16 protein-coding genes, 1 tRNA gene and 1 pseudogene are annotated in these 23,210 nt (G+C 41.7%); 9 read left to right on the top strand and 9 right to left on the bottom strand.

The annotated features are described in order from the left end of the window. The first annotated feature begins 15 nt into the window (after window positions 1-15). Window positions 16-2,856 (top strand): RHS repeat-associated core domain-containing protein, encoded by a 2,841-nt coding sequence (locus OQE68_RS00435; RefSeq protein ID WP_266195404.1) that lies wholly within the window; start codon window positions 16-18, stop codon window positions 2,854-2,856. Further along, window positions 2,856-3,164 carry a hypothetical protein gene (locus OQE68_RS00430; protein ID WP_180568317.1) on the top strand — a complete coding sequence of 103 codons (309 nt, stop codon included), beginning with the start codon at window positions 2,856-2,858 and terminating at the stop codon, window positions 3,162-3,164. Before OQE68_RS00435 ends, OQE68_RS00430 begins: the two co-directional genes overlap by 1 nt. Before the next feature lie 222 nt (window positions 3,165-3,386). On the opposite strand, the gene OQE68_RS00425 is transcribed toward OQE68_RS00430, so the two are convergent. From OQE68_RS00425 to ampC, 5 genes are all read right to left on the bottom strand, one after another. Continuing rightward, complete coding sequence (locus OQE68_RS00425; protein ID WP_180568318.1) at window positions 3,387-4,631, bottom strand: hypothetical protein; 1,245 nt, start codon at window positions 4,629-4,631, stop codon at window positions 3,387-3,389. 49 nt (window positions 4,632-4,680) lie between these two features. Next, a complete protein-coding gene (locus OQE68_RS00420) occupies window positions 4,681-4,857 on the bottom strand; it encodes a hypothetical protein (RefSeq protein WP_180568319.1) in 177 nt (58 codons plus the stop codon). A 576-nt stretch (window positions 4,858-5,433) separates the two neighbouring features. Next, window positions 5,434-7,458, bottom strand: a complete 2,025-nt coding sequence (locus tag OQE68_RS00415; protein WP_180568320.1) for a vWA domain-containing protein — start codon at window positions 7,456-7,458, stop codon at window positions 5,434-5,436. Further along, the gene (locus tag OQE68_RS00410) at window positions 7,451-7,972 is read right to left on the bottom strand and encodes an RNA polymerase sigma factor (RefSeq protein WP_180568321.1); all 522 of its coding nucleotides are present in this window, start codon (window positions 7,970-7,972) and stop codon (window positions 7,451-7,453) included. Before OQE68_RS00410 ends, OQE68_RS00415 begins: the two co-directional genes overlap by 8 nt. A gap of 247 nt (window positions 7,973-8,219) precedes the next feature. Further along, window positions 8,220-9,386 (bottom strand): class C beta-lactamase, encoded by a 1,167-nt coding sequence (gene ampC, locus OQE68_RS00405; protein ID WP_180568322.1) that lies wholly within the window; start codon window positions 9,384-9,386, stop codon window positions 8,220-8,222. Window positions 9,387-9,547: 161 nt separating this feature from the next. Here ampC and OQE68_RS00400 point away from each other — a divergent pair. Then, a pseudogene (locus tag OQE68_RS00400) lies at window positions 9,548-10,429 on the top strand (LysR family transcriptional regulator). Between the two features lie 67 nt (window positions 10,430-10,496). Here the strand turns inward: OQE68_RS00400 and OQE68_RS00395 are convergent. The 3 genes from OQE68_RS00395 to OQE68_RS00385 form a co-directional block, all read right to left on the bottom strand. Further along, entirely contained in the window at window positions 10,497-10,907 is a 411-nt protein-coding gene (locus OQE68_RS00395) for a CBS domain-containing protein (protein ID WP_180568323.1), read from the bottom strand. Window positions 10,908-11,009: 102 nt separating this feature from the next. After that, a complete protein-coding gene (locus OQE68_RS00390) occupies window positions 11,010-12,461 on the bottom strand; it encodes a dihydrolipoyl dehydrogenase (protein ID WP_180568324.1) in 1,452 nt (483 codons plus the stop codon). 391 nt (window positions 12,462-12,852) lie between these two features. Beyond that, complete coding sequence (locus OQE68_RS00385) at window positions 12,853-13,584, bottom strand: glutathione peroxidase (RefSeq protein WP_180568325.1); 732 nt, start codon at window positions 13,582-13,584, stop codon at window positions 12,853-12,855. Window positions 13,585-13,911: 327 nt separating this feature from the next. Here OQE68_RS00385 and OQE68_RS00380 point away from each other — a divergent pair, with 327 nt between their 5' ends. The 6 genes from OQE68_RS00380 (at window position 13,912) to OQE68_RS00355 (ending at window position 21,566) form a co-directional block, all read left to right on the top strand. Then, complete coding sequence (locus tag OQE68_RS00380) at window positions 13,912-15,327, top strand: efflux RND transporter periplasmic adaptor subunit (protein WP_180568326.1); 1,416 nt, start codon at window positions 13,912-13,914, stop codon at window positions 15,325-15,327. 60 nt (window positions 15,328-15,387) lie between these two features. Further along, entirely contained in the window at window positions 15,388-18,507 is a 3,120-nt protein-coding gene (locus tag OQE68_RS00375; RefSeq protein ID WP_180568327.1) for an efflux RND transporter permease subunit, read from the top strand. 17 nt (window positions 18,508-18,524) lie between these two features. Continuing rightward, window positions 18,525-19,958 carry a DUF4139 domain-containing protein gene (locus tag OQE68_RS00370; RefSeq protein ID WP_180568328.1) on the top strand — a complete coding sequence of 478 codons (1,434 nt, stop codon included), beginning with the start codon at window positions 18,525-18,527 and terminating at the stop codon, window positions 19,956-19,958. A 22-nt stretch (window positions 19,959-19,980) separates the two neighbouring features. Further along, window positions 19,981-20,682, top strand: a complete 702-nt coding sequence (gene cobB, locus OQE68_RS00365; RefSeq protein WP_180568329.1) for a Sir2 family NAD+-dependent deacetylase — start codon at window positions 19,981-19,983, stop codon at window positions 20,680-20,682. Between the two features lie 230 nt (window positions 20,683-20,912). Further along, window positions 20,913-21,101 (top strand): hypothetical protein, encoded by a 189-nt coding sequence (locus OQE68_RS00360; protein WP_180568330.1) that lies wholly within the window; start codon window positions 20,913-20,915, stop codon window positions 21,099-21,101. A 374-nt stretch (window positions 21,102-21,475) separates the two neighbouring features. Continuing rightward, a tRNA-Ser gene (locus tag OQE68_RS00355) sits at window positions 21,476-21,566 on the top strand. 103 nt (window positions 21,567-21,669) lie between these two features. On the opposite strand, the gene OQE68_RS00350 is transcribed toward OQE68_RS00355, so the two are convergent. Beyond that, a complete protein-coding gene (locus OQE68_RS00350; protein ID WP_180568331.1) occupies window positions 21,670-22,515 on the bottom strand; it encodes an HDOD domain-containing protein in 846 nt (281 codons plus the stop codon). Between the last annotated feature and the right edge of the window lie 695 nt (window positions 22,516-23,210).

Below are 23,210 nucleotides of genomic sequence, written 5' to 3'. Positions count from 1 at the left end.
TTGAGAATAATTGATATGAAGTTTACTCAAACAGTATTGGCTGGCTCATTAGCATTTATTTTTTCCTCTTTGGGGTTAGCCAGCACATCAAGCTCAATTAGTTACCAATACAATGATATGGGTTTGGTGAGCCAAGTTGATGACCCAAGAACAGATGTACAGGATATCACCCAATTTCATTACAGCGAAAAAGGCCAATTAACGGAAGTTATTAATGCTCTGGGCCATACTACTCGTTTAGAAAACCACGACAGTTATGGTAATCCTCAGCGTATAGTTGATGCTAATGGCCTAGTGACCGAGCTGACTTATAACCGTCGTGGCTGGCTGACCCAAGCTTCTGTAAAGAGTGCTGCAGGTAATGCGATTACTCAGTTTACTTATGATGGAGTAGGGCAAATTACTGCAGTGGTTTTACCTAATGGCAGCCAATTAAATTATACCTATGATGCTGCTAGGCGTTTAACGAGAGTTAGTAACGGCTTAGGTGAACGGATTGATTATCAACACGATAACATGGGCAACCTTACTCAGCAGCAGGTGACATCAGCCACTGGTTCTGTTGTTAGTCAATCGACTCAGGCTTACGATGAAATGGGGCGATTGCTGCAAGCTGTTGGTGCTGGGGGGCAAACAACTCGTTTTCAGTATGACAAAAATAGTAATACAACAGCTACAACGAATCCTCGCAATTATAAAACGAGTCAAGCCTTTGATGGTTTAAATCGTTTGGTAGAAATTACTGACGCTTTAAATCAGGTGACTCAACTTAAATACGATGTGCAAGGTAATTTAACTCAAGTCACTGATCCGCGAGGGGTAACGACGACCTATGTTTATAATGGTTTAGGCCAACTAGTTAAGGAAGTTAGCCCAAGCAGTGGTACAACACATTATTTACATGATGCGGTGGGTAATTTAACAGAAAAAACCGATGGCCGAGGCCGTATTACTCGTTATCGTTATGATGCATTGAACCGGCTAACCCAGCGTATTTATCCATCAACACCCACATTAAATGTCACTTATCTTTATGATGACACCAGCGATGGCAGCAAAGGCATTGGTCGCTTAACTGGCATTCAGGACCAGTCAGGCTTAATTGCTTACCATTACGATGACCGAGGCAATGCCACCAAAACCATGCGCTCGGTAAGCCTGAATGGTAAGGATCAATTCTTTGGCGTGGCTTATGGTTACAACCTGGCTAACCAACTGACCCGTATTCAATACCCTTCTGGTTTAACCATCAGCTACCAGCGCAATAGCAATGGTCAGGTTAACCAAGTCACGGGGCAATTTAAGGGAGGCGACCAGGTCATTAATTTAGCCAACAATATTGGCTATGTTCCCTTTGGCCCTGTACAACAACTGACGTGGGGTAACGGTAAAACCTTAAACCGCCAATATGATCAGGACTTACAGTTAACTCAGCAAACCGTGCAAGGGATTCAAGAGCTAAATTACCAGTACGATCCTAACGGTAACATTACCGGCATTGAGAACTTATTGGCTGAGCAAAACAACAGCTCATATGGTTATGACCCGTTAGACCGCTTAATTGAAGAGCAAGCTAATTATGGCCGTAAAACCTATGAATATGATCCGGTTGGTAACCGCACCAAGCGTACAACTGAAAAAGCCGGTAAAACTGAAACCCAACAATTAATTTATGCTAGCAACAGTAACCAAGTAGTCCGTCGTAATGAAGGGCCTTTTACCTATGATGGTATGGGTAATATGACGCGCAATGGGCAAGGACTTAGCTTTAAATATGATGGCCAAGGGCGACTAAAAGCCGTTGTTAAAGGTGGTACTACCCAAGCCAAATACCGTTATAACGCGATTGGCGAACGATTAGTAAAAGCCTTAAACAGCCAGACTGTTATTTATAGCTACAACCAAAACGGGCAACTGTTAGAAGAAGCTTATTATAACGCTAGCAATAAACTCTTCTACACCCGTAACTATGCGTGGTTAGGTACGCAACCGATAGCCATGTTAGAGCAATGGTTAAACGACAAAGGCCAAAGCACTAAACAGCAAGTGGCGTATATCCATAGTGATCACCTTAATACCCCACGAGTAGCTACCAATGCAGTAGGTCAAGCCATTTGGCAATGGCAATCCGATGCATTTGGGGTTGGCTTAGCTAATGAAGATGTAGATGGTGATGGCCAGAAGACAGTGGTTGCACTGCGTTTTCCTGGGCAGGTTTTTGACCCCGAGTCAGGATTACACTACAACTATTTTAGGGATTACGACCCGAATTTAGGGCGGTATGTTCAGAGTGATCCGATTGGGCTTGAAGGTGGATTGAATACTTATGCTTATGTAGAAGGAAATCCTCTTGTATATTTTGATGATAAGGGATTAAACACTCAAACTCTTATAAAACAAATTTTGGGGGGGCGTGGAAATTCAATAAGTTGTGTCCCTCAAACAGCTCGCTGGTTAGCTGCGGGAGATTGGAATGGAGTTTTAACTGTTGTAGATGCTTGCTGGCCAGGCATTCCAACTCATAAATTAAATCAGCTAAAGAAGTACTGTAAAGATAAAGTTAAGTGGGATGACATTATTAAACAAAAGTACAAGAGCTATGATAAGCTGGGAGCGCATGAAAAGAAAATAGCTGATAATATACTGGACCGCTTTCAACAGCAATATTTAAGTGGAACAGGTACTCCATTATCTAATATACGAGATGTAAGATACTTAAAAAATGGAATCTATGAAATTAAGTCAAAACAAGGAGTGAGGGTGTATTTAGACTCAAAAGGAAATGTTATAGGATATGGTAATAAAAATAGTCAGCCTAAAGATATCCCGAGACTTAAGTCATTGCTTGGTGAATAATGAGTGAATTAGATTTTGAATTATGGTTAGAATTTGAAGAGTGGAATGATGAATACAACGAGGTTTGTGAGTATTTCAATATGCATGTGAAATTAAAAAATGGAAACGTATATGCATTGAATGTTTGGACTAAGAAAGTCCTTGAAGATAGCTTGCAAGAGGACTTTGAACAAAGTGGACTTAAATATTTGTTATTACCAGATTTAGTAGTAGATAAAGCAAACCGAGACTATTTAGAAAAAGTTGTATTTCGATTGATAAGTAATGAGGAGATGAAAGAGAGCTGGTTGATAGGTGATGATAGTTAAGTGTAGGTAGCATACCAAATTATTGACCATACAGTTTGATGATAATTTAAATCTCTTCGGGTTCTATTCCCCGCCGCTTGCGGCGTAAAAGGGAGGGGTATTCATCTAACCAAAATACCCCGCTTCGCAGAGCGAAGTTGAGCGTAAGCGAAAGGGCTTGCCCTAGCCTGTCGAAATAAAATATATTTCGCACAACATTAATTCCCGGTTTTCAGTACCTGCTCAGACATACAGGTTTTCTAAAAATGCTCGTCTATTGCTGTATAGGGAGTGTGAGATATTTTTTTGCTCCCATCTAGCAAGATCTTCATGCTTAGTCTGGCTGAAAGCGTTTAGCATGGTCTGTTGACTCATTCCGTTTATACATAATGCAGGAATAATTAATACCATTCGATTAATATCAGATAGAGGACAGCGTTCAATAATGTGTTTGTATTTACCAAATAAGCTTTCAATAATATCGCTGCTCACTAATAATGGTGTTTGTTTGACCCCCAAATGAGCTTGCTTTGCCAAGTGACTCTTTAACCATCTGACAAGTCGTTTTCTAACAATTGATCCTCTTGGTAATGCTTCTGACAGTTGGCAGTATTGTCGATAAGTCCTCTGGTTAAGCCCTTTGTTTTTTAGAACCTTATTGACTTCGTTAACAATATGCGTGGTCCGACTAAAACCTTCAATAAATGTTTTCATTTGAGTAAAACCTGGAAGTGCTTTGCGTAGTTTTTCCAACGGACTATTCACTGCTGCTCGCCCACGTACTCGCATCAAACACTCTATTTTTGTACTCCATTTTGCTAGTTTACTAATACTTTGAAAACGCCCCTTGACCCTTATTTTTGGAGGTAATAAAAAAGCAAGCTCCGTTTGTCGTAATCGTGAGGCACCTTTTCTCACTGCTTCCAGAAATTGTTTTAGTGGCTTACTTTCTTTATATTGTTCTTGTAGTGCATTGGCTAGTACATGACCAATATCGTCAATGGTCGTGACGGACTTTACTCCAGATATTTGCTTCCACTGACTAACCCCCTTTGATAAATTACCTGCCTGATCTTTCACAATCACTGCCGGTGAGCCTGCTAACTCAAATATAGACACTAATTGTTGGGTGATGGTATCAGCATCTGTCTTTTCTGATACCTTTAAACCAATACACTCACAGTCACTCAGTGTTAAAGCTTGGCCCTTTTTTGCAAATACTTTGATTGGTACTCTCAGGACAACTAATACTTTTTTTACACCGATTACTATTGAGTGGTCCATAATGGCAACCCAAGGCTCTTTTGACTCAGTGACCTGATTTAAACAAGCTAAGCCTATACGTAAGGTCCAGTTAATAACAGATGTAAAATGTGGTATCCAGCCATAAGGGGTGGCACGTTGAGCATTCAATACACTTAAAATTCGAGGTACTGATCGGAATGAGACAAAAGCGCGCAGCACCATAAAAACACACTGCGTACGCACTTGTTGGGCTTGACTAAACTCAACGGCTGAAGTACTTGGTTGAACTGGGTTATTTTTTTTTCTTGTTTACTTCTTTTTCCAGTTGAATCAGTTTTGCTTCAAGTTCGGCTATTTTGAGCTCTTTTCTGGAAACTTTTTTGCGAAACTCCCGGATTTCTTCAGCCCGTTTTGTTGCTTTTTCTTTCCATTCGTCTCGGCTGTAACGCATTCTTGTCAGTTTATGCATTAGTGTGCACTTGCATTATTTCTATAGTTAATAAGTATACAATGCATTCTTATACTTTTGGTTGGAAACTTCAATAGCTAAAGAAGAGGACTGAAAACCGGGATATAAAGCCGTACATTAAATAAACAATTTCGACAGGCTAGGCTTGCCCCGGGGATCTTTATTAGGTAAGTCCCTGTTAATCAGTGGGCTTGCCTGCATTCACCTATTTATTACCTTCACCTGAGCAACGGCTGTTGTACAACCCTAAACAGCACTTGCCGTCCATCCAGGCAAAGAACTTTTGCATGATGCGCCATGTAACCAAAAATACGGAGACAGTAGATCAGAAACTAAGCGGAAGATTATACAGAAAAATTGGCTTTACCACATTAGCGTTATAACGAAGGCATCAGTTATGATTTTAATTTGGCTAAAAAAGGGCTGATTTTACGACGATAAACTGGGAATTAACAGCATAGAGCATTTAACTGTCAACCCAATCACCTATTTATATAGGCTCATGGGGCTTCGTCACTTGATGGCCTCACCTAAAAACCCTTCGCATTGGCTATATTAGAGGTGCCCTAAAGTCCATCACATCGCTCTTGCAGATTTGGCAAGTCGCACTAAATTAATAAACTCAGCGCGATAGCCATACTCATCAGTACCGCGAGCATCCTTGGCTAATGCAATGATGTCATCGAAAGAGAAGTCACCCAGGTATTGGCCGCCGCGTAATAATTGTCCAAATGCAGCGACACTGGCAGCAAAGCGAATATCTGTCGTGGTTGCTGTAATACTGGTTGCTTCTGCTTCTTTGTTGATAGGTACTTCAATCAATTGGCTGATATCTGAATCAGGCAGTTTATAACGTAATTTCAGAAATGCATATTCAGTTGCTTTTTCTGATGCCTCTTGCTTGGTGTCTTGCTGATACCGTAAATTATCTATGAGGGCTCCCTCTGAGTTAGTTGGGGTGATCTCATAAATTGCAGTTACCGTGTGGCCTGAGCCAATATCACCAGCATCTACCTTATCATTATTAAAATCTTCTCGATTTAAAAGGCGTGTTTCATAGCCAATCAATCGATATTCTGAAACCCTATTTGGATTAAATTCAATTTGTATTTTTACATCTTTTGCAATGGGGTATAAAGTGGAGCTGGCTTCATCAACTAATACTTTTCTTGCCTCATTTAGCGTATCAATATAAGCGGCATTGCCATTGCCGTTTTGCGCCAATATTTGCATTAACGCATCGTTATAATTACCTTGACCAAAGCCTAACACAGAAAGAAAAATACCGACTTCCCGTTTGCGTTCAATATAGCTTTTAAGTTCTTCACGGTTGGTGATACCTATATTAAAATCACCATCGGTTGCTAAAATAACTCGGTTAACCCCTTCTTTGTTAAAGTTTTGCTCTGCTAATGCGTAGGCTTGCTTGATACCTTGGGCACCTGCGGTAGAGCCCCCTGATTGTAATTGATCGAGGGCAGCTAATACCTTTGCTTTTTGTTTAACTTGAGTGGGCTCAAGTACTGTGGCAGCTCGACCCGCATAGGTCACGATGGCGACGGTATCTTCTGGGCTTAAATTTTCAACCAGCAGGCTGAAAGCATTTTTTAGTAGCGGTAATTTATCTGGATGATTCATTGACCCAGATACATCCAGTAAAAATACCAGGTTAGCATGTGGCTTTTCGGTTAGGGTAATGTTGTGACCTTTAATACCGATATGGAGTAGTTTGGTGTGCTGATTCCATGGGGTTGGGTAAACCGCGATGGTTGGTTTAAATGGCTGTTTTAACTCTTTTGGAAGGGGATAAGCATAATCAAAATAGTTAATTAATTCTTCAACACGCACAGCATTTTTCTGTGGTAATTTACCTTTATTCAAGGCATTGCGTGTAAATGCATAGGAGGCTGTATCCACATCAATAGAAAAGGTAGAAACGGGCTCTTCAAACACTTTTTTTACGGGGTTTGGAGTGATTTTTTCAAATTGATCCCTGCCTTTATCTTGATATTGCCCTGCTGAGTTATCTGCCAAAGTGGGTTTTGAAGGTAATGTTGAAACTGGCTGCGCTGCAATTGCCGGAGTGGCTGGTAGTCTTACTAACTCTGTTTTTATATCGACTTTTGCTTTTGCCGGTGGATTTACTACAGGCGCTGTAGCGGCTTGAACCTGAGTCGGCTCTGTCGCTTGTGAAGCGATTTCCTGCTCGCGACGTGCTTCAATTCTACCGGATTTCTTAAAACCAACAGTATCTGCTTTTGTTGGTTCTGGAGATGTAGACGCTAGACTATCTAACGGAATAGTCTGTTCGTCTTGTTGCCATAAGAAAGTCGTTACTGCTACTGCTAACACACTAGTCAGTACTGTGCCTCCAATGATTTGTTTTTTCATGATGAAACTCCATAGCTTTTGATTAAAAACATGGATAATACGTTTCACGCGTTCAAATCCTTGGAATTTTTTTTGCTCTTTTTTTGCTTGGCTGTTTTTGGCGGTAGTGAAAGCCTCACAAGCCATATTAATCGCTTGTTGCTTAGCTTCGTTAGAAGGTGGGGGAGGTTCAATATGCCTCAGTTGATTTAAGTCTTGTTCTTCAATCATGATGCATCAACGCTTTCAATTGTTTTTTAGCTTCGTGTATGTACCAGGATACGGTGCTCTCTTTACAGTCCAGCACATTGGCTGCTTCACTATGGGATAGGCCTTCTGCATATACTAATAAAACTGCATCACGCTGCTTGTCGGGTAATTGTTGTACCAGCTGCCATAATTGCGTGTTATGCATCTGCTGTTCTGAAGTATTACCATTTGTGGCAACTGATATTTCATCAATATTGGCATGATTACGTTGCTTGCGTTGAAAATCTCTCACTGTATTCAATACAATTTTGTATACCCAGGTGGAAAATTTACTATTGGCTTGAAAACCATGAATCGACCGACCAAGTTTGATACAGACTTCTTGCGCAACATCTTCAGAATCGTCCTGGTTGCCCAACCATCTAAATGCCATTCTATAGATCATCGTGTAATACTTCTCCAACAAAGCAGAAAATGCTTGCACATCTCCTGCTGTCGCTTGTAGCAGCAACGCTTGCTCTTCAGGTTGGTTCATATATTCGTAAGACGCTGTTTGATTACTTTTCCTTGGCTCTTTGTTTGAGAAAGCCGCACATTGGGTTATTCATAAACACAAAAAATGTAATAGTAAATTAACTTCTAATAGCTTTATGTGCTGGCAAGTTTCTACTTATATTAGACGGGGGATTTGCGGTATTCCTTGGACGTTTGCGAAATATAAATTTATTCTATGTGTTGGATAGTAGGGACCACCATTAGTCTAATAAGTGATCCCATCGATCCTAATCAGCTTTTACTGCTTTAAATAGTTTGAATGCTGCTTTTACCCGTTCAGTATTGGGGTAGAATTTATTGGCGAGAATCACAATACCTGTTTTTTCTGCTGGAATATAAGACACATAAGCACCAAATCCACCTGTTGATCCCGTTTTGTTAATGAACACATTGTCATTGGCTGGCTGTGGTGACTTAAACGGCTTAGTTGGTTTTGCTTCTAATATGGTTTCTACTGAATTACCTGCTAACAACGTATTTAATTTAACTGGATAGGGGTAGGTTTCCCAGCCTAATGCTTGGGTGAGGGTGCTAGCTTTGTAATATCCTATATGGGTGTTTTGCAGGGCTTTATTAATGTCTGCCTCTAATGGAATCATCCCCATATTCGCTTCTATATAACGGAGCATATCTTCAGTTGTTGATTTAACGCCATAAGCTTCAGAGTCCAACATGCCAGGGTTTACTCTGACGGCTTCGCCTGATTTTGAGTAGCCATATGCGTAATCCTTCAATTTTTCTTTTGGCACATTAATATAGGAGCTACTCATGCCAAGTGCGCTGAATAGTTTATTTTCTACCAACGTTTCATAAGGGGTACCCATGCTCAACGCGGCCAGATAGCCAAATAACCCAATACTGGGATTAGAATATTGTCGCTTTGAGCCAGGCGTAAATTCAGGTTGCCAGGATTGATAGTAGGCGAGCATTTTTTCACTGCTATCTACTTTTGCAGGAAACTGTAAAGGTAAGCCGCCAGCTGTGTAGGTAGCTAGTTGAAGTAGACTGGTATTGCCAATAGGACTGTTACCAAGCGTGGGTAAGTATTTTGAAGCTTTATCCTGCATAGACAACTTACCCTTGATCTCAGCGTAGCTAGCCAGTGTTGCGGCGAAGGTCTTACTAACAGAGCCAAGCTCAAATAGTGTGTTTTCTGTGATTTTTTGCTTAGTGGCTTTGTTTGCTAAACCATAATTAAAGTAATGCCTGTTGCCATCAATGGTAATACCAATTGCCATGCCAGGGATTTGATACTTATCCATTAGCATGTGTGCCTGCTTATCAACTATTAACTTAAGTGATTGAGACTTTTGTGTTGTTTGGGCGTAAGCGGCGGTATTGACTATAAATGATATTGCAGAGCATATAAGGGTTTTTCTTAAAATGGTTTGCATAAAAATCTCTTTTTATTGAAGGGTAGCCAAGAAGGCACATGTATTACTTCTTACTGTTTGAATCACTAGGCTCGAGCGTTGGCCATATTTTATGGGTTTGCTGAGTGGCGGCGCAAAATGTTATTTTTAGGAGTAGCCATAAATTAAATTAGGGGCTTAATATGATTCGTCCTTATTTGCCACTTAATGCGTTACGGGCGTTTGAGGTTTCAGCAAAACATTTAAATTTCACGAAAGCGGCGAATGAGCTGTGTGTGACTCAAGCAGCAGTGAGTCATCAAGTGAAAACGTTAGAAGGGCAGTTAGGGGTAACTTTATTTAAACGGCAGCCAAGAGGACTTGCCCTCACAGAAGAAGGTTATATGCTGCTTCCTGTAGTCAAAGAGGCTTTCCTCAGTATTTCAGATACACTTGATAAATTCGAGCAAGGCTATCATCGCGAAGTGTTATCAGTGGGGGTGGTAGGAACGTTCGCTGTTAATTGGTTATTACCAAGGATGAATGATTTTTATGCAAAACATCCATTCATCAATGTTCGTATATCAACCAATAATAATGCAGTGGATTTGGTGGCCGAAGGGTTGGATTATGCAATCCGATTTGGCGGAGGACGCTGACATGGCACGAATGCTGTCTTGTTGTTTGACTCACCTTTCTCGGTATTGTGTAACTCAACAATCAGTCAGCAATTGAGAAAGCCAAGTGATGTATTGAATTATACTTTGCTACGCTCATATAAGGCGACAGAATGGCCAAATTGGTTGAAAAAAGCCAATGTAAAAGAGCCCAAGCATATGCCGCACAGTATTATATTTGACTCGTCCATTACCATGATGGAAGCGGCAATCCATGGCCATGGTGTTGCATTGGCGCCACCCGTGATGTTTGAACGTCAGTTGAGAGAAGAGACGATTAAGCAGCCCTTTGATATTGAAATATTGGACGGCGCTTATTGGCTCACCAGTTTACAGGCCAAAGTAGAAAACCATGCAATGGAAACTTTTAAGGCTTGGTTAATAGAGCAAACTAAACAAACCACCTGATATCTGAAATAAATTAAGGATATTTTTAAATATCCTTAATTATTGTTGAGTAGGAATGAGTCCTTAATTAATAACACTGGGTTGAATGCTTGGTTAATGCTCGCAAAATATCTGAACGGGTAATAATACCCACCAATTTTTCATTTTCTACAACCGGGTAAATTTTAGGCTGATGATTAATAATTCGCTGTGCCACATCGATAATATCATCATTAGGCGACACAGTGAGTACGTCTTTCTGCATCACCTCATTGACTCTGGCGTTTTGGTTGCAGTAATAGGAACCTTCTAAGGCTTGCTTGACACAATCCTGTTCAGACACAAAGCCTATCACTCGCTTATGTTCATCGACCACCGGAAGGCCGGTTAGGTGATCATGGATTAATCGTTCTACTACTTCATTTAATGGGGTGCCGCAGTGAATCGGTTGATGGTGCTCGGTCATATAATCTGCAACACGAATTGACGTTTCTTTCATTGCTGTCACTCTTAAAAAAAAAAGGCACCACAGTGTTTAGCTGCTGCTTGTGGTGCACTACTTATCCATTAGTGTAGATCAAGGTTGCCAGGGCTTGGTAGTTTAAGCGCCAGGCCCACAGTCAAGACAGTGCTTAATCATTTCTGGCCCTAGCTTCAGTTTGCTGTTTAAGTCTCTTAGTGCAGTGCGCAAACCTTCTTCAATGACTGGATGATAAAAGGGCAATGCTAATACTTCATTAACAGTTAAGCGCTGTTGAATCACCCAGGCTAATAAGTGAGCCAGGTGTTCAGCGGCTGGACCCATCATTTCTGCTCCTAACAGCAGGCCAGTCCCCTGTGCGCCATATACCCGCAAAATGCCTTTATTTTTAAGCATTACACGGCTTCTGCCTTGGTCTTCAAAAGATACTTCTCCTACTGCATAACAACCACAGGTTTGATTTTTCTGATCAACCTGCTTGAAGGTTTGACCCACCATTGCTAGTTGTGGGTCAGAAAACACTACACTGATAGGCGTACGTCGCTGGCCACTTCGAATGGTTGGGTATTGGCCTGCATTATCACCGGCAATGCGTCCTTCGTCGGCTGCCTCATGGAGTAACGGTAATTCATGATTAGCATCGCCTGCAATAAAAATATGGCTATCACTGCACTGCAAGGTATAGCGGTTGTATTCTGGAATGCCTCGTTCTGACAAATTAAGAGTGGTATTTTCCAAGCCTAATTTATCCACATTGGGGGTGCGCCCGGTGGCAGCCAATAAATATTCAAAAGTGTCTTGTTGGTAGTTACCTTCATCATCCTGGTATTCAATACTCAGCCCTTGCTCGGTTCGCTGAATACGCTCCAATTTAGCATCTGCAATAAAAGGGAACTGCTGTTTAAAGTGGTTGCGAGCATAATCAATAACCGCTGGGTCAGTCAGTGGCCCTACTAAATTACCAATCCCAAATAATTTAACGTTAACGCCTAACCGACTTAGCGCTTGGCCAAGCTCAAGACCAATTACTCCTGGGCCAAATACAGCGACAGAGTGAGGCAGATCTTTCCAGTCAAACACATCATCATTCACAATGAGGCGATCTCCTGCTTCAGCAAAAATAGCGGGATAACTGGGGCGAGAGCCTGTCGCAATAACAAACCGCTGAGCAGTGATAACAGTGTGGTCATCGACTTGAATACGGCTGTCGTCTAGGAACCTGGCATAGCCACGAATTTTATCGGTTGCAGGGATATTATCGACAGACTCAACAACAAAGCCTGCAAAGCGATCTCGCTCAGAACGTACCCGTTGCATAACCGCTTTACCATCAATCAGGATTTCCCCGCTGGCTTTTACGCCAAAACCAGGTGCTTGCTCAATATGATGGACTGCTTCAGCTGCCGCAATCAGTAGTTTGCTAGGCATACAGCCTACCCGGGCACAGGTAGTGCCATAAGGGCCACCTTCAATTAATACGACATTCTCAGTATGGGCTTTAGCCGTGCGATAAGCGCCTAGACCAGCTGTTCCTGCACCAATAACGGCTACATCCACGTTTAACTGCTTCATTGACGGGTTCCTAAATTGTTTTGAATTTCAGATGGGGTTTATTATTGTGAGAAGCTATAAAAAGGTAAAATTGATTAAATAAAATCGACTAATTAAGAAAATTAATTAACTTGGTGGTAAATATAGCCAAGGCGAATGGTTTTTAGGGGCGGCCGTCGAGCGATGAAGCCCCATGAGTTTATGTATTTATAAATGATTGGGGTGAAGACAGTTTAATGCTCCTGCATAAACTGCATTCCCACCATCTTTGGTGGTCAGCGACGACAACAAACCCTAAAAATCATTCGAGAAGGGTATAAAAAACAATAAAAAGAGCCACCTAATAAGGTGGCTAAATGGTTGAGTAGGGGAGTCAATTTAAAAGATCTACAGAACTGGATTTATAGTGAAACTATTGGGCGAAAAAAGCTTCCAGGTCGTCAGCACCGCCAATTCGAACGCCACTGCGGAACACTTGGGGTACAGTATCTGCACCTGTTACGGCACGTAGGCTGCGGCTCGATGCATCGCTACCTACTTGGATTTCCTCATATTTAGCACCTTTTTCGGTTAGCAATACTTTGGCTCTGGCACAATGTGGGCAGCCAGGTTTGCTAAATAAAGTGTAGAACTCAGGCTCTTCCGCTTGGGGGTTAATATAGTTCAGCATTGTGTCAGCATCAGATACTTCAAAGGGGTCGCCAGGCTTATTAGGCTCAATAAACATTTTTTCGACCACCCCATCTTTCACCAGCATTGAATAGCGCCAGCTACGAGCGCCGAAGCCAAGCTCAGCTTTATCAACTAACATTCCCATGCCTTCAGTAAATTCGCCATTACCATCAGGGATTAGCCTAATATTTTCAGATTGCTGATCTTCAGCCCAAGCATTCATAACAAAGGTGTCATTAACCGAAACACAAACAATGCTATCAACCCCATTGGCCTTGAATACATCTGCTAGCTCATTGTAGCGAGGCAAGTGGCTGCTGGAGCAAGTAGGCGTAAATGCCCCTGGTAATGAGAAAACGATGACCGTTTTATTAGTAAATAGCTCATGAGTCGTGATGCTGACCCACTCGTTGTTTTCTCTTACGCGGAAAGTAGTTTCTGGAACCTGTTGGCCTTCGCGGTTTTCGAACATGCTGGTTTACCTTAGTGTCAAATCTTAAAAAACCATTCATTTTGGCTATACATCTAAATTCGCTATATAGCCTATGCTTTGAATATACCCTTCGCGAATAATTTTTAGGGTTTGTTGTCGTCGCTCTTCACCCTAATCATTTATAAATACATAAACTCATAGGGCTTCATCGCTTGACGGCCGCCCCTAAAAGCCATTCGCTTTGACTATAAATAGAACGTTGTTGCCTTGAAAGTGAGGTCGATTATGGAGGGAGGGGGGTAATTTGGAAAATTGATAATATCTTTTTTGTTGATAGTTTTTGTTGATAGTTTTAGTTAATTTTAGATGATGATGAGTTCAAAACTATCTAAACGAAGTATTTCTCTACTCATTGCGCTGGTTTTGGTGATGGTGACGGCTAGTGCTATTTGGGGGCTAAAGTTAACAGCCAAGCAGCCGGAGCGGAAACCTAGCCAGGAGCGTGCTTGGAAAGTAGAGGTGATGACGGTAGCTAAACAAGACCATCAACCAGAGTTAACTTTGTATGGCCGTGTAGAGTCACCTTTTGAAACCACTTTAACGGCAGCTACCACAGCGTATATTGAAGCAGTACCGGTAAGGGAGGGAATGCTGGTTCAACAGGGGCAAGTACTTGTCAAACTTGATCAACGGGATTTATTGCTGAAAAAAAACCAAAGAGAAGCTGATATTCTTAATATTAAGGCAAAGATAGCGACTCAAAATACCCGTTATCAATATGACCAGCGTTCGTTAGTTGAAGAAAAAAAACTATTAGTGATTGCCCGTAATGCGGTTGCCCGGCAAAGTTCACTTAAACAACGTAATCTGTCGTCTGTTACCCAGCTGGAAGAGGCGAAACAAGGTGAGGTTCGGCAGGCACTGAATGTTAATAAAATGGAACAGGCCATTGCTGATCATGATAACCAACTGCAACAGTTACAAGCCCAATTAAAGCAGGCAGAGGCGCTGCTTGCCGGGACGTTGCTTGACCTTGAACGAGCCACAGTCAAAGCCCCTTTAACTGGCCGTATATCACAAGTACAGGTAGCCCCCGGTGCTAGAGTGAAAGAGGGAGAGCCTCTGTTGACTTTGTATGATGTGGCTAACTTAGAAGTGCGAGCACAACTTCCCAGTCGATTGCTGCCACGTTTAAAAACACAAAATCCGCTGATTGGACAACAGGTGCTGCCTGATCATACTACACAGAAAGTGGATGATAATCGCTCGACGACATTAGTAGGTATTTTGCAAGGTACACTTTCCGAAGTACAAGGCACCTTGTCTGAAGTAACAGAGGCTCAAGTAAACAATAGATTAAGCGTTCAGTTAGACCGGTTTGCTGCCGCGGTCAGCCAAGGGCAGGGCGGGGTGGATGGTATCTTTCGGATTACCTCCACTTCATTACCTAACCTGGAGTTAGGCCGTTCTGTTGTGCTTACTTTGCAGCTGCCCCCGGTAGATGACTCTATGGCTGTACCAGTAACGGCTGTTTACAACAATCAGCGTGTATTTAAAGTGGTTGATAATTTTTTGCAATCGGTTTCGGTAGAGAAAATCGGGGAGTTGAAGCGAGAAGGGAAAGAGTGGGCTTTAATTCGCTCTAGTCAATTGCAAGTAGGTGATCAGTTAATGATTACCCAAATACCCAACGCCATTACGGGAATGAAGGTTCAGCTGACAAGTACGGTGGTTAACCCAGTAAAAAAGCAGCAGCCAGCCAAACTGCTATCAAATAGCTGAAGCTAATTGATGAGAGAACAGATGCTTTTGTGACAGCTTTATCTATTATGGACAGGGAAAATGGCCCAGCCAGGTTTGATTAATTTATTTGCCAGTCATCGTGTGGCAGCCAATTTATTAATGTTTATTGCAATTCTGGCGGGCATCTGGGGAGTCAAAAAACTGAATACTCAGTTTTTTCCTAATTTTGAAGTGGATGTGATTACGGTAGCTGTCGTTTGGAGCGGTGCTTCAGCAGAAGATATTCAGGCTTCTATTACCATCCCCATTGAGCAGGCCCTGAAAGGCATTAATGGCATTGATAAAGTATTTGCCACATCGGCACCAGGTAGCAGTCGGATTCGTTTGGAGGTGCAGCCAGAAGCAGATCTTGCTGGCGTGCTCGATGAAGTCAAGCAGGCTGTTGATAATGTCCGTAATCTGCCGTCTGATTCTGAAAAACCAGAAGTACTGAAAATTACCCGGTTTGAAAATATAGCCAAAATTTTATTAACTGGCCCCGTTACCTTAGCTGAGTTAAGGCCCTTGGCATTTAGGCTAGAGCGGGATTTACTCAGACAAGGCATTCGCAAGGTAGAGTTTTCCGGTTTGCCTGAGCTGGAAATTGCTATTGCCGTTCCTCCAGAGCAACTACATGAACTGGGTTTAACCCTTAATCAGCTGACTGAGGTAATTCGTCAGCATAGCCTGGATTTACCCGCTGGCACCGCAGGGCGCAAAGCGGGGGCTAAACAAGTGCGAAGCTTAAGTCAGGAACGTGATGTTGAAGGGTTTCAACAGTTAGTGATTTTAGCTGATGAACAAGGGCGGCTGATTCGTTTAGGCGATATTGCTGTAATAACAAAAGGCGCAGACCCTGATGATGAATATATTACCTATAAAGGCCAGCCTGGCATTGAGTTGCGGCTATTGAGAACAGAAGCCGATGACACGCTGAGGTCTGCAAAAATAATGCGTCAATGGTTGGAAAAAATCAGGCCAACCTTGCCCAAAGGTATTCAACTGGTGGTGTATGATGAGTCTTGGGTATACCTTAATGAACGAATCCAATTACTGCTGAAAAACGGGGTGGGTGGTTTAGTTCTGGTAATTGGCATGTTGTTTTTATTTTTAAATGTGCGGGTTGCCTGGTGGGTGACGGTAGGTATCCCTATTTCATTTTTAACTGCCCTTGCCATACTGTATGTAATTGGCGGTACTATCAATTTAATCAGTTTATTTGGCTTAATTATGACCCTTGGTATTATTGTTGATGATGCTATTGTGGTTGGTGAAAATGCGCTAATGCGGATTCAGCAAGGAGATAACCCCGAGCATGCGGCAGTAGCTGGTGCGAATATGATGTTGGCACCAGTCACTGCATCGTCTTTAACCACGATTGCTGCGTTTTTACCCTTATTAATTTTGGAAGGGAATATTGGCAATATTTTAATTGATATTCCGGTTGTGGTTATCTGTGTAATTTTAGCCTCGCTGGCAGAATGCTTTTTAATTTTGCCTGGCCATTTAAATCATAGCTTTCGTCGTCGTGCGGTTACAGAAACACAATTAAGGAAAAAACTGGATCGATTATTTAATCAGTTTCGGCAGGGAATATTTTTAAAAACCGTTAAAATATCCATTGAATATCGGTTTATTACTATTTTGGCTGCCATTGGCTTATTTGTATTTAGCTTAGCTATGTTGATAACCGGGCATTTAAAATTCACTTTTTTTCCTTCCATTGACAGTACAGCTATTAATGCCAGTGTGCAGTTTAGTGCAGGTACGCCTGCGACAACAGTTGATGAATTTTTAATTGAACTTGAGCGTGCACTTTACGAAGCGGAAAAAAAACTGGGTGAGAAAATAGTCGTTAATGTTTTTGCCCATCACCGAAAGGCCGCTTTTGCCAGTTTTTCAGGCACCCGGGTAAAAGGGGATGAATTTGGTTCTTTAAAAGTGCAAATTGTTTCGGCCGATGAGCGGGCAGTGACTAATGCGCAAATTGTTAAAGCCTGGCAGCAAACTATACAGCGCCCTGCGGGTATTGAACGTTTTGCTATTGCCCAGCGGCGCCCAGGCCCACCGGGTAAGCCAATCGAAATTAAATTAATTGGTACTGATGTGTTAGCGTTAAAAGAAGCGTCTTTAAAATTACAGCACGTTATTAAAAGTTATGCAGGGGTGAGTAATATCGAGGACGACCTGCCCTATGGGCGAGAGCAGTTGATTTATAAGTTAACCCCGGCAGGTCAGGCATTAGGCTTAACCATGGAGGATGTAGGGAAACGGTTAAGAAGTGCCTTAGATGGTCAGGTAGTGCAGATATTTCATGATAGTAACGAAGAAGTGGAGGTGAGAATTGAACTACCGGCTGCCCAGCGTGATTATTTAACCTCCTTATTGCAATTGCCCATTGTTCTGCCCAATGGCAATACGGCATTACTGGCTAATGTGGTGTCATTTGATACTCGCCAGGGCATTGATACATTAAATCGAGTGGATGGTGAATTAGCGGTGTTGGTCAGTAGTGATGTGGATGCAGATACGGCCAATGCGAATGATATTGTGGCAGAGCTGGAGGCAGTGGTACTGCCAGAGTTGAAAACTCACTATGGGGTTAGCTATGCCTTTGAAGGGCGTAGTGCTGAACAACAGGAAACCCTGGCCAATATGCGGCTTGGGTTGTTTATTGCGCTAGCGCTGATATATATTATTTTAGCTTGGGTATTTGCTTCTTATAGCTGGCCAGTGGCTGTGATGCTAGTTATTCCATTTGGTATCACCGGTGCGATTTTTGGTCATTTTTTTATGGGGCTGAATCTCACTATTTTATCTTTATTTGGCTTGTTTGGCCTGACAGGGATAGTTATTAATGATTCGATTATTTTAGTGAGTGTTTATCGCCGCTTACGAGCTGAAGGCCTAATTATAGAGCAAGCGATTGTGCAAGCCGTGTGTATGCGGCTAAGGGCTGTGCTGCTTACTTCATTGACTACTATTGCTGGGTTAACTCCCATTTTGTTTGAAACATCGCTACAAGCTCAGTTTTTGATCCCAATGGCTACTTCTATCGTATTTGGTTTAGCCTTTGGCACGCTACTGATTTTGTTAGTGGTACCAGCCATGCTAGTGGTAGTTGAAAATATCTCTCTGACAACTAAACGACATTTGCGTGGTCTAATTGCCAACATTTGATTTGGAGGCTGAACAATATGACAACTGATGTACGCTGGACTCTAAAGCCAATTATATTTTCACCGATTAGACTCTCACCCATTGTACTGTCGATGTTATTACCTGCAGTTGCATTTCAAGCAGCAGCTGCAGAAGAAGCTACCTTAGATGCGAGTAAAGAAGCGAAATCCACTCAGCTGACCCTTTATCGTCAAGCGACTTTGGTCAAGCAACAGTTTACTAAACCCTTACCAAAAGGTGATTATCAGCTATTGCTGCATAACATCAGTGATCAATTATTATTAGATTCTTTGCAGGTACAAGTAGCAGGCGGGCAGATTAATGCCCTGGAAATGATTCGTAAGCCACTGACGGTAGATGAAGTATTTAAACGATTAGTGGGCAAATCGGTGAGAGTGTACCAAGCGAGTAAATATCAAGCCAAGGCTGGAAAAGGCATATTGCAGGCTTATTCAAACCGACTAGGTATTGTAGCGCTAGACCATGGTGAGCAGGTCGTTGTTAACTGGAAGGATAATAATGGTTTACGGTTGGCGTTGCCTGAAAATACCTTAGCAGAAGCCAGCTTTGCACCGCGGTTGAGTGCTCAAGTGTCAGCATCGCAGTCGGTGGAGTCTGCATCTGTTCAGTATCTAACCCGAGGGCTGTCATTTAATACTAATTACAGTATTCAGCTGCACCCTAATCAAGCAACCTTGGATTTAGCTGTTACCACTGTTTTATCTAATAAGACCAATACCGTCTATCCAGATGCGCAAGTCACTTTAGGAGTAGGAGATGTAAAAGAGCCGATGCCTCGCGGGGCACGAGTAGAAATGATGGCTCAGGCAGCTCCCATGATGGATAAAGCGGTTTCTGAGCCTGAAGCGGTTGGTGATGTACATTTTTATCACTTTAATCAGCCCCTCTCCATTCCCGCACACTCTGAGCAGCAATTACCATTGTTTGAAAAACAACAAGTGGCGTACAGCAAATATTACCGCTTAAACTGGTATGCTTATGCCTTTGATCGTAACTGGCTGCCACAAAAAGAAAATCCTGTCACTCTCTATCGGTTTAAAACTGATACACCGATGCCAGGAGGTGCTGTTAGAGTATTTCAAGATGATAAACAGGGGCAGTCTCGTTGGATTGGTTCCAGCCAGCTAGAGGATACTGGCGCTAATCAGTCAGTAGACTTACAGTTGGGGAAAAGTGCGGATATTGCCATTAAACGCAATCGGTTAGCTTATCAGCAGTTGGATTCTAAGAATGCCAATATTAGCTGGGAAGTAGACATTCACAATAGTAAAAAGGAAGCCTCTACCTTAGAGCTGGTTGCCAATGATCATAGTTTGCTGGAAATTAGCAAAATTACAGGGGCCAAACTTAAGGGAACGAATACACTTGTTGTAGACTTGCCTGCTGAAAAAACAGTGAAGGTTAATTATACCAGTACCCATCAACGGTAAACTTCATGCAATGGTAAGCCTTATGCGTTATCAATCTATTGTTGTATTAACGGGAGCCGGTATTTCAGCTGAATCCGGTATTCGAACCTTCCGTGCCAGTGATGGCTTATGGGAGGATCATCGAGTGGAAGATGTAGCCACCCCGGAAGGGTTTGCTGCAAACCCCGCCCTGGTACAGAATTTTTATAACCAGCGGCGTCAGCAACTCTTGTCTGAAGCAATTAAACCCAATGCAGCACACCTTGCATTAGCTGAGTTTGAAGCCAGCTTTGCAGGTGATTTTTTACTGGTTACGCAAAATATTGATAATTTACATGAGCAAGCGGGTAGCCAGTATTTGTTGCATATGCATGGAGAATTACTCAAGTCGCGCTGTATTGCTACTGGTCAAATCTATGAGCAAACCGTGGATATTCAAGTTAACTCTCGCTGCGAATGTTGTCAGCAGCCAGGTTACTTAAGGCCGCATGTTGTCTGGTTTAATGAAATGCCACTCTATTTGGATAAAATATATCAAGCATTAAGCCGTTGTGACCTTTTTATTGCGATTGGGACTTCTGGTAATGTCTATCCTGCTGCAGGCTTTTTTCAGGAAGCAAAAAGCCATGGCGCAACTACGGTAGAGCTGAACTTAGATCCATCGCAGTCAAGCTCCTGCTTTGATATTCAGCAACAAGGCCTGGCAACCGAAGTGGTACCTGCATTTCTGAATGGGATTAAATAGGCTTTACACGTTTTCTTATTAGAGGTGCCCTGAAGGGAAAGGTGAAGAGTTTATTGTTGAAGAGTGCCAGTACTAAAAATATCATGTTTTGTCATAAGTAATTTCGGCTTATTACTTGTTGATAATGCCCGTTGGCTAAAATATGACAAAATTGTGATGGCTTTTATGGAGAGCCCATTAAAGAAAGTCATACCATAACTCCATTGGTTTGCGGCCAGTGGAGAGGCGTGATGAATCGGTTTTTTGAAGCACTTGTCATGTTAGGCTTGTTTTATTTGTGTGTTGTAGCCATTGGCATTGTTGCCTTATTTTTTTATCTTTATGGATATTATGCATTATTGCCAGCAGTTGGTTTTGTGGGGGTGGTTTACCGGTTGCTGAAGCACTCACCTTCTAATGATCTACATAACGTCAACTAGCTGAAAGCCATCCAGTCAGACCAAAATAAAAACAGACGTTTGTTTTTATGGCTTGTGCTTCTCTCTTTTACTTGGCTCTTCTTTGACCCGATTGGTTATTAGTCCCTTTGAGGGGCACTTTTAATTCAACGTTAATTATTTGAGCAAAAAATAGCCTGGTGAGATCAAGGCCTGCTGGAAACCAAGTACACTGTTTCATTAAAATACCAAAAGTCGTTGATGTCTGATGAAATATTCAGGCTAAGGCATTGTTTTCTGGGTTAAAGTGGGGTAGAGTAACGCGCCTCAGCTACAGGGGTGCGGCTTGTCTATTTATTTAAGCTATTTTTTTAAGCATAAGTTGCTATAAATAAACCCTAAGGCTGTCTTTTTATGGTGAGGTGTCCGAGTGGCTGAAGGAGCACGCCTGGAAAGTGTGTATACGTTAATAGCGTATCGAGGGTTCGAATCCCTCCCTCACCGCCATCTATTTTGAGTTATGTTCTCTTTAATTAAATCTACAGCAGAAATTATTTAAAATTTACTGCCCTTTTTCCGGTGTTTTCCCGTCATTCAGTTTGGCTATTTTTTAAAAGCTTTGTACTATCAAGCTTATTTCCTGTTTATATTGATTAACTAGTTGCAGTTCGTTATTGCTTGTAACGGCGGTAAGTTCCTCAGGTAGTTTACGAAAGGCAACAAGAGAATTAATCGCAGGTAATTCTACTTGTGGTGAAAGTATGCGAATAGCACTGAATAAACCAAGATTGATTAAATCAATTAGGGTAAAGCCATCACCAGTATCACCCTGCCAGTTACCAGAGTAACGGATGGTTTCAATGTAATGCTCATTGACTCCCCATTTTTTGAGTAGAACAATTCCTAATGATTTGCTGTATTCCCTACATAATGTGTAGTAGGTTTTGTCACTGGGAATGTCTTTTTTACTTTTGAAGGCAGAAAGTACAGCTAGTGTTCCCAGGTCACTAATCAGGCTAGCAATCAAAACTTCTTCTAGCGGCTTATAGGATAGTTGTTTGGCAATTGTATAGCTGATCGCAGACTTCAGTTTTTGTCTCTCCCACGCAATATGAAATAATTTTTTCAATTGAGGTGACTGCATGGTGAATAAGCTTTTAATACTATGACTCATGACAATACGGTCGACAGTCTCCCAGCCTAAATGAGCAATTACCTCTGTTAGTGATTTGGGTGATACCCGCGTGCGATAAAGAGGGCTACAGGCATATTTCAACAAAAGGGCAGTTAGGCTTGGGTCTGCTTTGATGAGCTTGGCCAGTTGGTTATTCGTCGTATTAGGTTGGGTCAGCGCAGCACGGATTTTCATCGTAATCGTGGGTAAGCTGGGTAGTTGTTCTTCCTCCCGTAGCACCTGCTCTATCACAGTGCGGTAGATTGCATAGTCCTCTAGCATAGTTTTGTTCCTAGCAATATGCTTACAGGATAGTCTATTTTTTCAATAGCTAGGAAAGTGAAAAAAATTAATATATTTGTAGTGAAGCTGTTTAAAGAGGCTCAATAGAATAAGCTATATCGCTATCACACAAATATAACAATAAACTTTTGATTGTCTGAGCATAAAGTGCCGAAATCCTCACTCTCGACAGCGATAATAACTTTGCAACTTCAATAAATAAAAGCAGATAAAAATAATAATGAAAAAAAGTTCTCTTTTTTTTGTATTTTTTCGGTATTTTAATGGTATTTAATGTTTGGCCTATATACTTTATATATTGGTGCAACTGAAAACATAATCTTTAGTGTAATATAAATGTAATGTTCATCTGTACAATAATAGCTAACCTGTAAAGTTGCTTTTAATTATTTAAATTTGCTCGATAGCTGGATTAATAATGAACTCTAGTCCCTGTTAGTAATTTTACCCTTCAATAAATAGCAGCTAGCTATTGAGGTTTGTTGTGTTTCGTATGGTACTATCTTGATAAATAATAAACATTCTTGTTATTTAATTATACGCCAATATGTTTGTTTTTTGAGCGAGTGGATGAGGTGGTAAAAACAAGTATTAGATAGGTATATTAGATAAGTATGTGATTCTTCAAAAATGTCGGCTACTTAAAGTCAAAAATTTGTGCTTTGTCACAATTA

The sequence above is a fragment of the Spartinivicinus marinus genome (genome assembly GCF_026309355.1).
GTDB lineage: Bacteria > Pseudomonadota > Gammaproteobacteria > Pseudomonadales > Zooshikellaceae > Spartinivicinus > Spartinivicinus marinus.
The sequence above is the reverse complement of the archived record's forward strand: the minus strand, read 5'-3'. Positions and strand labels throughout refer to the sequence as shown.

Bases quoted from the DNA above. Each gene is read 5' to 3' on its own strand.
- OQE68_RS00380 (WP_180568326.1), top strand. From the start codon at position 13,912: ATGATGATGAGTTCAAAACTATCTAAACGAAGTATTTCTCTACTCATT.
- ampC (WP_180568322.1), bottom strand. From the start codon at position 9,386: ATGCAAACCATTTTAAGAAAAACCCTTATATGCTCTGCAATATCATTT.
- OQE68_RS00360 (WP_180568330.1), top strand. From the start codon at position 20,913: ATGAATCGGTTTTTTGAAGCACTTGTCATGTTAGGCTTGTTTTATTTG.
- OQE68_RS00435 (WP_266195404.1), top strand. From the start codon at position 16: ATGAAGTTTACTCAAACAGTATTGGCTGGCTCATTAGCATTTATTTTT.
- OQE68_RS00385 (WP_180568325.1), bottom strand. From the start codon at position 13,584: ATGTTCGAAAACCGCGAAGGCCAACAGGTTCCAGAAACTACTTTCCGC.
- OQE68_RS00410 (WP_180568321.1), bottom strand. From the start codon at position 7,972: ATGAACCAACCTGAAGAGCAAGCGTTGCTGCTACAAGCGACAGCAGGA.
- OQE68_RS00420 (WP_180568319.1), bottom strand. From the start codon at position 4,857: ATGCATAAACTGACAAGAATGCGTTACAGCCGAGACGAATGGAAAGAA.
- OQE68_RS00370 (WP_180568328.1), top strand. From the start codon at position 18,525: ATGACAACTGATGTACGCTGGACTCTAAAGCCAATTATATTTTCACCG.
- cobB (WP_180568329.1), top strand. From the start codon at position 19,981: ATGCGTTATCAATCTATTGTTGTATTAACGGGAGCCGGTATTTCAGCT.
- OQE68_RS00390 (WP_180568324.1), bottom strand. From the start codon at position 12,461: ATGAAGCAGTTAAACGTGGATGTAGCCGTTATTGGTGCAGGAACAGCT.
- OQE68_RS00430 (WP_180568317.1), top strand. From the start codon at position 2,856: ATGAGTGAATTAGATTTTGAATTATGGTTAGAATTTGAAGAGTGGAAT.
- OQE68_RS00395 (WP_180568323.1), bottom strand. From the start codon at position 10,907: ATGAAAGAAACGTCAATTCGTGTTGCAGATTATATGACCGAGCACCAT.
- OQE68_RS00375 (WP_180568327.1), top strand. From the start codon at position 15,388: ATGGCCCAGCCAGGTTTGATTAATTTATTTGCCAGTCATCGTGTGGCA.
- OQE68_RS00350 (WP_180568331.1), bottom strand. From the start codon at position 22,515: ATGCTAGAGGACTATGCAATCTACCGCACTGTGATAGAGCAGGTGCTA.
- OQE68_RS00415 (WP_180568320.1), bottom strand. From the start codon at position 7,458: ATGATTGAAGAACAAGACTTAAATCAACTGAGGCATATTGAACCTCCC.